General features: G+C 67.4%; 7 protein-coding genes and 1 pseudogene. 2 read left to right on the top strand and 6 right to left on the bottom strand.

All coding sequences use genetic code 11. The features are described 5' to 3' along the window. Positions 1 to 14: 14 nt before the first annotated feature. Positions 15 to 278 carry a hypothetical protein gene (locus VKG81_RS20645; protein WP_324398587.1) on the bottom strand — a complete coding sequence of 88 codons (264 nt, stop codon included), beginning with the start codon at positions 276 to 278 and terminating at the stop codon, positions 15 to 17. A 100-nt stretch (positions 279 to 378) separates the two neighbouring features. Here VKG81_RS20645 and VKG81_RS20640 point away from each other — a divergent pair, with 100 nt between their 5' ends. Next, positions 379 to 1,143 carry a trans-aconitate 2-methyltransferase gene (locus tag VKG81_RS20640; RefSeq protein WP_324398586.1) on the top strand — a complete coding sequence of 255 codons (765 nt, stop codon included), beginning with the start codon at positions 379 to 381 and terminating at the stop codon, positions 1,141 to 1,143. Positions 1,144 to 1,317: 174 nt separating this feature from the next. Here VKG81_RS20640 and VKG81_RS20635 read toward each other — a convergent pair. The 5 genes and pseudogenes from VKG81_RS20635 to VKG81_RS20615 form a co-directional block, all read right to left on the bottom strand. Next, positions 1,318 to 1,895: pseudogene (locus VKG81_RS20635) on the bottom strand (amidohydrolase family protein); the annotation flags it as partial. Between the two features lie 26 nt (positions 1,896 to 1,921). Beyond that, on the bottom strand, positions 1,922 to 3,820 hold the full coding sequence (gene cysC / locus VKG81_RS20630; RefSeq protein ID WP_324398585.1) for an adenylyl-sulfate kinase: 1,899 nt from the start codon (positions 3,818 to 3,820) through the stop codon (positions 1,922 to 1,924). Beyond that, a complete protein-coding gene (gene cysD / locus VKG81_RS20625) occupies positions 3,820 to 4,746 on the bottom strand; it encodes a sulfate adenylyltransferase subunit CysD (RefSeq protein WP_324398584.1) in 927 nt (308 codons plus the stop codon). The genes cysC and cysD overlap by 1 nt, the downstream gene beginning before the upstream one ends. Continuing rightward, positions 4,743 to 5,546 carry a trehalose 2-sulfotransferase gene (gene stf0 / locus VKG81_RS20620; RefSeq protein ID WP_324398583.1) on the bottom strand — a complete coding sequence of 268 codons (804 nt, stop codon included), beginning with the start codon at positions 5,544 to 5,546 and terminating at the stop codon, positions 4,743 to 4,745. The genes cysD and stf0 overlap by 4 nt, the downstream gene beginning before the upstream one ends. Before the next feature lie 66 nt (positions 5,547 to 5,612). After that, entirely contained in the window at positions 5,613 to 7,010 is a 1,398-nt protein-coding gene (locus VKG81_RS20615; RefSeq protein ID WP_414685356.1) for a sulfatase family protein, read from the bottom strand. Between the two features lie 287 nt (positions 7,011 to 7,297). Here VKG81_RS20615 and VKG81_RS20610 point away from each other — a divergent pair. Continuing rightward, a partial coding sequence (locus tag VKG81_RS20610) for a phosphatase PAP2 family protein (RefSeq protein WP_324398581.1) occupies positions 7,298 to 7,933 on the top strand: 636 nt, incomplete at its 3' end.

Genomic DNA, 7,933 nt, shown 5'->3' with positions numbered 1-7,933 from the left:
GTGATGGCCACCGGCTACGCGTCCGGCGCGTCGGTGGCGTGGCCGGCAACGAGGCCGTCGGCTTCGGCGTTGGCGACCGCGCGTTGCCAACTGAGATCGGCGATCACGAGCACACCCAGCGCGGCGGCGAGGGCCACGAGTGAAACGACCCACTGCACCCATGCCGGGCCCACGTGAATCTCGTTCAGCAGGACCAGTGACGACGCGCCGGCCAGCGCCATCATGGCCGCCAGCGCGATGCGCCGCACCTGTGTCGGTGTCTGAGCGGAATGGGTCATGGTTCCACGATGCGCGGCCGGGCTAATCGGAGGCCAAGGCGAGGCTGTGAAGTCGCTATGAACGCTGACGTCGCCGCTCAGGAACTTCTACGCTGGCCCCGTGCGATGGGATCCCAAGCAGTACGGCCGATTCGCCAACGAGCGTAACCGCGCGTTCCTCGATCTGACGGCGCGCATCGACGCGACGTCACCGCGGCACGTCGTAGACGTCGGCTGCGGGCCCGGCACCCTCACGGGGCTGCTGGCCGAGCGGTGGCCGGGCGCGGTAGTCGAGGGCATCGACTCGTCGCCGGAGATGATCGCCGTGGCCACCGATGTGCCGGGTGTGTCGTTCTCCATCGGTGACGCGGCCGCCTGGCACCCCGCGGGCGACGTCGACGTCGTGGTGAGTAACGCTGCGCTGCAATGGGTTCCACGCCACCAGCAGTTGATGGCGCAGTGGGCGGCGGCATTGCCGCGCGACGGCTGGCTTGCCGTGCAAGTTCCCGGCAACTTCGACTCGCCCTCGCACACAGTGATGCGCCGCCTAGCCTCCACACAGCGGTGGGCGCCGACATTGCGAAACGTTGCGCGCGACATCGATACCGTCGGCGCACCCGAGTCTTATGCGGCGGTGTTGCTCGGTGCCGGGATGGTGGCCGACGTTTGGGAGACGACGTACCTGCACGTGCTGCAGGGCGACGATCCGGTGCTGGACTGGTTGCGTGGCACGGGCCTGCGGCCGATGCTTGCGGCGTTGTCGCCCGTGGAGGCGGAGGAGTTCTCGGCCCAGTTGGCGGCTGAGCTGCGCGAGGCATACCCGACGGGACGACACGGCACGCTGTTCGCGTTTCGGCGTGTGTTCGCCGTCGGTCACAAGCCCTGACGATCGACCGAAAACAGCTCCGCGCCGTTGTAATAGAGCACGCCGCGAATCCAGGCTTCGCCGACCCCCGGCAGCGTCGTCACGGCCCGAACCGCATCGGCGCAGGGATACGGGAGGTTCGGGAAGTCGCTGCCGAACAGGATGCGGTGGCCCAGGCGGCCCAGCCGGGGCGATCACCAGTCGCAAGCTCGGGAAACGCCGTAACAGCAGACGGATCGGCTCCGGGCCGGTGAACCGACCCGGTCGCGGCCCGATCCGCAGTGGATCACAACGGGTATCCGGGCGTCGTCGATGAGACCCCACACGTCGTCGAGCAGGGGATGGTTGGGGTCGTAGTCACCGACCTGCAGGTGTGTCTTGAACACACGGGCACCGTGGGCGATCGCCGCCTCGACGTAGCCCGGGGCGTCAGGCTCCGGGTAGAACGTGGCCGTTGAGAGGCAATCCGGTGTGGATGCGGCGAACTCGGCGGCCCACGCGTTCAGCCAAGCCGCCATATCGGGCTTGTGCGGATAGACCAGCGACGTGAACGCACGCACGCCGAAGCGCCACAGCGTTTCGACGCGTTCGGTCTCGTCGGTCCGGTAGGCGATGGGCCAGGGCCGGCCGACCAGGGGTCCGGCCGAGTCGAAGTAGGCCCACACCTTGTCCATCACGCGTTTCGGCATGAAATGCGTATGGAAGTCGACGATTCCGGGCAGGTCGAGGGAGCTCCAAATCGCGCGGACGGAGTCGACATCGGCTCGCGTCACGTGCACGGAGCAACCGTATCGGCAATCTACCGCGGGCTGCGCTCGTCCAGGACCGAAATCACCCGCGCCACCAGGTCATCGATGGCGGCGCCGGTGGTGTCGAGCACCAGGTCCGGGTTGCCGGGAGGCTCGTACGGCGCATCCACACCGGTCAGACCGGTGAGTTCGCCGGCGCGCGCCTGTGCGTACAGGCCTTTGGGGTCGCGCCTTTCGCACTCGGCCAGCGGCGTGGCGACGTATACCTCGATGAAGGGCAGTTTGGCGGCGGCGTTGAGGGCGCGGGCGATGTCGCGGTCCGACCTGAGCGGGGACGCCAGTGACGCCAACGTCACCACGCCCGCGTCGGCGAGCAACCTGGTCAAATGCCCAACCCGCCTGATGTTTTCAGCGCGGTCGCCGGGAGAGAAGCCGAGATCGTCGGACAGGCCGTGACGCAAGTTGTCGCCGTCGAGCAGATAGGCCACGCGTCCTGATTCGACGAGTGCACGCTCCACGGCGACGGCAATCGTCGACTTGCCGGATGCGGGCAGGCCCGTGAACCAGATCGTCGCGCCCGGCTGTCCGGTGGCCCGCCACCGGTAGCTGCGGTCCAGCGACGACGGATGCCAGCGGATGTCGGTGCGGGGATGAGCGCCCGGCTTCACTTCGCGCGCTTCGAGTATGGTGCCGGCTCCGACGGTGTCGTTGGTGGACTCGTCGATCAGGATGAACGCGCCGCTGTCACGGCTGTCGGCGTAGGAGTCGGCGACGACGACGGAGCTGGTCCGCAGTGTGACCGTCCCGATGTCGTTGAGCACCAGCTCAACCGGCCCGTCGAGTTCGTCGAGCGTCTCCGGATCCAGCCTCGAGTGCAGTGCCTGCACGGTCGCCCGCACGGTCTTGGTGGTTTGTTTGAGTGCCAGCCGGTCGCCGGCCCGCAGCGGGGAGTCGACAAACCAGCACACCGTCGCCTCGAGCTCACGCGCGAGCACCGGAGGCACCGCGTCGTCGGCCCCGCTGACCAGCACGTCGCCGCGGCCCACGTCGATGTCGTCGGCGAGCTCGATCGAGACCGACAGCGGCGCAACCGCAGTCGTGCGGTCGTCGTCAAGGGTGTCCAGCGCGGTCACGATCGAGCGGGTGCCGGCCGGCAGCGACACCACCGGATCGCCGACACGCAAAGTGCCCGCGGCGAGCCGCCCGGCGTAGCGGCGGCGCACGTGAGCGGTCGGCCGCGACACCCACTGCACCGGCAGCCGAAGCCGCGACGCCTCCGCCTGCGGCGCGGCAAGCTCGACACCTTCGAGGTAGTCCAGCAGCGTCGGCCCGCTGTACCACGCAGTGCGCCCGGAGCGGTGTACGACGTTGTCGCCGTGCTTGGCCGCGATCGGGATCACCGTGATGTCGGCGCCGCCAAGGCGCGCGGCCATCGTGCGCAGCTGGTCCTCGACTTCGGTGAACCGGGCCTGGTCGAACGCGATCAGGTCGATCTTGTTGACCGTCGCGACGAAGTGCTTGATGCCCAGCAGCTTCGCGATGCGGGCGTGCCGACGGGTCTGGCGCAGCACTCCGGCTCTCGCGTCGACCAGCAGTATCGCGACGTGCGCGTTGGACGCGCCGGTGAACATGTTGCGGGTGTAGCGCTCGTGGCCTGGGGTATCGGCCAGGATGTAGCTCCGCGTGTGGGTGGAAAAGAATCGGTACGCGACGTCGATCGTGATGCCCTGCTCGCGCTCGGCGCGCAGACCATCGGACAGCGCGGCCAGGTCGGCGACTCCCTCCTCGTCGGTGACCGCCTCCAAATGGTCCAGCGGCAGGCTGTCGGTATCGTGCAGAAGCCGGCCGATCAGGGTGCTCTTGCCGTCGTCAACCGATCCCGCGGTGGCGATCCGCAGCAGCTGGCGAGTTACGCCCGTGGAAGCCGCCGTCCGTTCGGCAGCGGTCATCAGAAGTACCCTTCGCGCTTGCGATCTTCCATCGCGGCGGCCGAGGTGCGGTCGTCGGCGCGGGTCTCGCCGCGCTCGGACACCGTCGCCGCCGAGATCTCGTCGATGACCCGGACGATGTCGGTGGCCCTGGACCGGACCGCGCCGGTGATGGTCATGTCGCCGACGGTGCGGTAGCGCACCCACTCCACGGCGGAGGTCTCGCCGTTGCGCGGCCTGGCGTAGTCCGACACCGCCAGCAAGATGCCGTCCCGCTCGAACACCTCGCGTTCGTGGGCGTAGTAGATCGACGGTAGCTCGAGGTTTTCCAGCTGGATGTAGCGCCAGACATCGATCTCGGTCCAGTTGCTCAGGGGAAACACCCGCACCTGCTCGCCCTTCTTGATCCGGCCGTTGTAGAGCGACCACGGCTCCGGCCGCTGCGCGCGGGGATCCCACTGGCCGAACTCGTCGCGGAAGCTCAGGATCCGCTCCTTGGCGCGCGCACGTTCCTCGTCGCGGCGGGCGCCCCCGAAGGCCGCGTCGAAGCCGCCAGCTTCCAGCGCGTCGAGCAGCGTGCGGGTCTGTTGCCGGTTGCGTGACTCCCCCGGGCCCGGATCGGCTACCCGGCCGCTGTCGATGGATTCCTGGACCGACGCGACGATCAACTTGTGTCCGTGGCCGGTGACTCTGCGGTCCCGGAACTCGATCACCTCCGGAAAGTTGTGCCCGGTGTCGACGTGCATCACCGGAAACGGCAACGGCGACGGCCGAAACGCTTTCTCCGCCAGCTGGAGCAGCACAATCGAATCCTTACCCGCCGAGAACAGCAGGACCGGCCGCTGCAGCTCGGCGACGACTTCGCGGATGATGTGCACCGCCTCGGCCTCAAGCAGCCGCAGCTCGTCGACGCGCCGGGCGTCAGTCGCGGTCAGCGCAGAGGTCATGTCGGCAGCCCCTCTTTCTGCGCGTCCGCGCGGTAGCGGTCCACCCATTCGTCGGAACGTTGGTCGGCCTGGCGTTCGAGCACCGGTCGAGGTGCCAGTCGCGGGTCCAGCCCCAACGCTTCGAGAATGGTCCCGACTATCTGGGTGAGGTTGCGCCACAGCACCGGATACGAGACCTCGATCGGGTTGATGTTCTCCTCGGCGAACCAGGCCCGCCAACCCTCTTCCTGGGCCCGCAGGAGCGTGACGATGTGGGCGATCGCGCCGGGGTGATACTGCGCCCGCGCATCGCGGACGGGCTCGGGCCTGCCCCGCCACACCCGGGTCTGCACCGCCCGCCAGAACGACACCGCCTGCGACACCACATCGGGCCGGTAGACGTGCACCAGGACCGGGTCGTCGCCGATCACATCGCGGATCGCGGCCAGCAGGCCGTCGCCGGACCGGTTCGGCAGGCCGGCAGCGCGTTTCACCAGCAGGGGCGTCTGGTTCCACATCAGCTTGCCGCCCCACACGCCATTGGGTGTTCTGCCGACGGTGCGGACGTAGTCGCGCCAGATCTCTGCAGGCGCGATGTCGGGTGTGCCATCGTCCAACGGGTCGAGCAGGCGCAGTATCGACTGGTCCTCGACACCGGCGAACCACTCCCGCGGCTGCGGGGGCCGGCTGGTGGTCGGCAGATATTGAAAGAACTCCTGCGGCTCGCCGGCGACACCCGTGGCGCGTAACGATTCGACGAGCAGCGTGCTGCCGCTGCGCTGGGATGCGAGCACCAGGTATGACGACGGGCTACCTGCCACCGGGAAAGCCTAACGGGACTGGAATCCCAGCGCAGAAGCGCGCAATTACGTTCACGCTGAACAAAACTATTGCTTCGACTTGACTTCTTCCTCGATACCCCGCTCCGTGGCGATCGCAGAGCGGGATGTTGGCGTTCGGCTGCGAATGCTGAGGTAGGTTTCGGTGTACCGGACCGATATTCGGGTGCCGGCGAATTCCGACGGAATGACGTCGCTGGTTTTCAGCCGCCAGTCGTGCAGGCGAATCGCGAGCTCGCTCGCGATAGCGTCGGCACGGTGCGTGTTCTCGCCGATGAGAAGGTTGTCGATCTCGGACGGGTCGTCGAGCAGATGATAGAGTTCACGCGCAGGGCGCAGCGCCTGGACAAACCGCTCAACCGCCTTTCCGGAGGGGCTCTGCTCGATATCCAAGGGCAAATCCAGCAGCGGCCGATGCGCGTAATTCTCTATGTAGCTGTATTCCTTCGTGCGTATTGCGCGTATTGGATCGAAGGAATCGTGATACGTCTTCTCGGCGTATACGTGATCGCGGACGGGCGGCCCGCCGGCAGGTGGGCTCAGCAAATTGTTTGCGTGCGACATTCCTTCGACATCGGCCGGTATGTCGACGCCGAGCAGATCAAGAAGTGTCGGCACCAGGTCGACGCCGCTGAACAGCTCGTCGTAGACCCGCGGCGCGATGCCGCGCCCAGAGGGCGGCCGGATGATCATCGCGATTCCCGTGCCCGCGTCGTAGAGGGTGGACTTCGCGCGGGGGAAGGCCGCCCCGTGGTCGGTGAAGAACACCACCCACGTCGACGCATCCAGCCCGGTCTCGGCGAGTGTGTCGAGCAGTCGGCCGACCGCGGTGTCGGCCACCTCGATCGCGCCGTAGAACTCGGCGAGGTCCCCGCGGACGTCCGGAGTGTCGGGAAGGTAACCCGGCACCTCGACAGCCGAAGGGTCGGCAGGCCGGTAACGATCGCGGGGATAGGGTCGGTGCGTTTCGAAGAAGCCGGCGGTCAGCAGAAACGGGTCGCCGCCCTCAAACGGTGCGCTCTGGGTAAGCCACTCCTGAGCCTTGGGAACGACATATTCGCAGTAAGAATTGGTGACGTCGAACTCGTCGAAACCAAGCCGCGCCGGGTAAGAGGTCTCGTGTTGCATCCCGAACAGCGCGGAGTACCAGCCGGCGTCGCCCAGGATCTGGGGGAGCGTCCGCACCCCCGCGCGGTACTCCCAGCCGTGATGGGCCAGGCCGACCAGGCCATTGCTATGGGGGTAGCGGCCGGTGAACAGCGAGCCCCGCGACGGCGAGCACAGCGGTGCGGTGGCGTGAGCCCGGGTGAAAAGCATGCCCTCCGCGGCGAGCCGGTCCAGCCGCGGACTCCGCACACCGGGATGGCCGTACACGTTCAAGCAGCGGCCGAGGTCATGCCAATGCACGATCAGCACGTTGTCGCCTCGCGGTGCCGGCACGCCTATCTCCTCCCGCTGTGCACAGGGTTCATACCGTTGCCGAACATATCCGGAGTGTCATTTGTTTCAATCACCCGGATCAGCCTTGGCCCTCCCGGCGCGGACTCCGAGGATGTGGAGGACGTATTCCGGTGGGACGTCGAACGCAAGCGACTTCGCCGGAAGTTGGGGCCACGATACCCGTGCGGCCGCGCAAGCGTGCGGACGGTGTGGTGCACCTGCTCGACCCCGGACAGGCGACCGCATCGGCAAATGATCCCATTCCCCGGTGCCGTTCTGAAACCCTGGTAAGCGTGACACGGCAGATGCGCATCGGCATCGCCTTTGCGGCGATCGCGGTCGCGGTCTATGCGCTCATGTGGGTGGGCTACCGGGCGCACTGGAATTGGCTCGACGACCTGGACTCGGCGGCGTTGAAACCGCTGCACGACTACGGTGTCCACCACCCCGGGTGGGTACGGTTCTGGAACATTCTCGCCACGGTTCTCGGCCCCAACGGCTTTCGCGTGCTGGGCGCGGTTGTCATCGTGATCGCGGCGGTGCGGCGCAATCTGCGCGCGGCGCTGTTCCTGGTCCTCACCATGTGGCTGTCCGGATATGTGACCGACGCGGCCAAGGGGATAGCCAACCGCCCGCGTCCCCCTGGAGCGCTGGTCGCCAGCGGGCTCAGCTCATTCCCGTCCGGGCATGCCCTCGACGTGATGGCCGCGGTGCTGGCGTTGCTGACCGTGTCGGCGGGCTTGTTCCGCCACAGCGTCCGCGTCCTGACAATCGTGGCCGGTGCGCTGATCGTGCTTGTGGTCGGCCTCAGCCGCGTCGTGTTGAACGTGCACTATCCATCCGACGTACTCGCCGGATGGGCACTGGGTTACCTGTGGTTCTTCCTGTGCTTTCTGGTCATTCGGCCGCAGCCGGCGGCGCGCGGCGGC

This window comes from Mycobacterium sp. (genome assembly GCF_035314905.1).
Lineage (GTDB): Bacteria > Actinomycetota > Actinomycetes > Mycobacteriales > Mycobacteriaceae > Mycobacterium.
The sequence above is the reverse complement of the archived record's forward strand: the minus strand, read 5'-3'. Positions and strand labels throughout refer to the sequence as shown.

Excerpts from the sequence above, each read along its gene's own strand:
- VKG81_RS20645 (WP_324398587.1), bottom strand. The coding sequence starts at position 278 with ATGACCCATTCCGCTCAGACACCGACACAGGTGCGGCGCATCGCGCTG.
- cysC (WP_324398585.1), bottom strand. The coding sequence starts at position 3,820 with ATGACCGCTGCCGAACGGACGGCGGCTTCCACGGGCGTAACTCGCCAG.
- cysD (WP_324398584.1), bottom strand. The coding sequence starts at position 4,746 with ATGACCTCTGCGCTGACCGCGACTGACGCCCGGCGCGTCGACGAGCTG.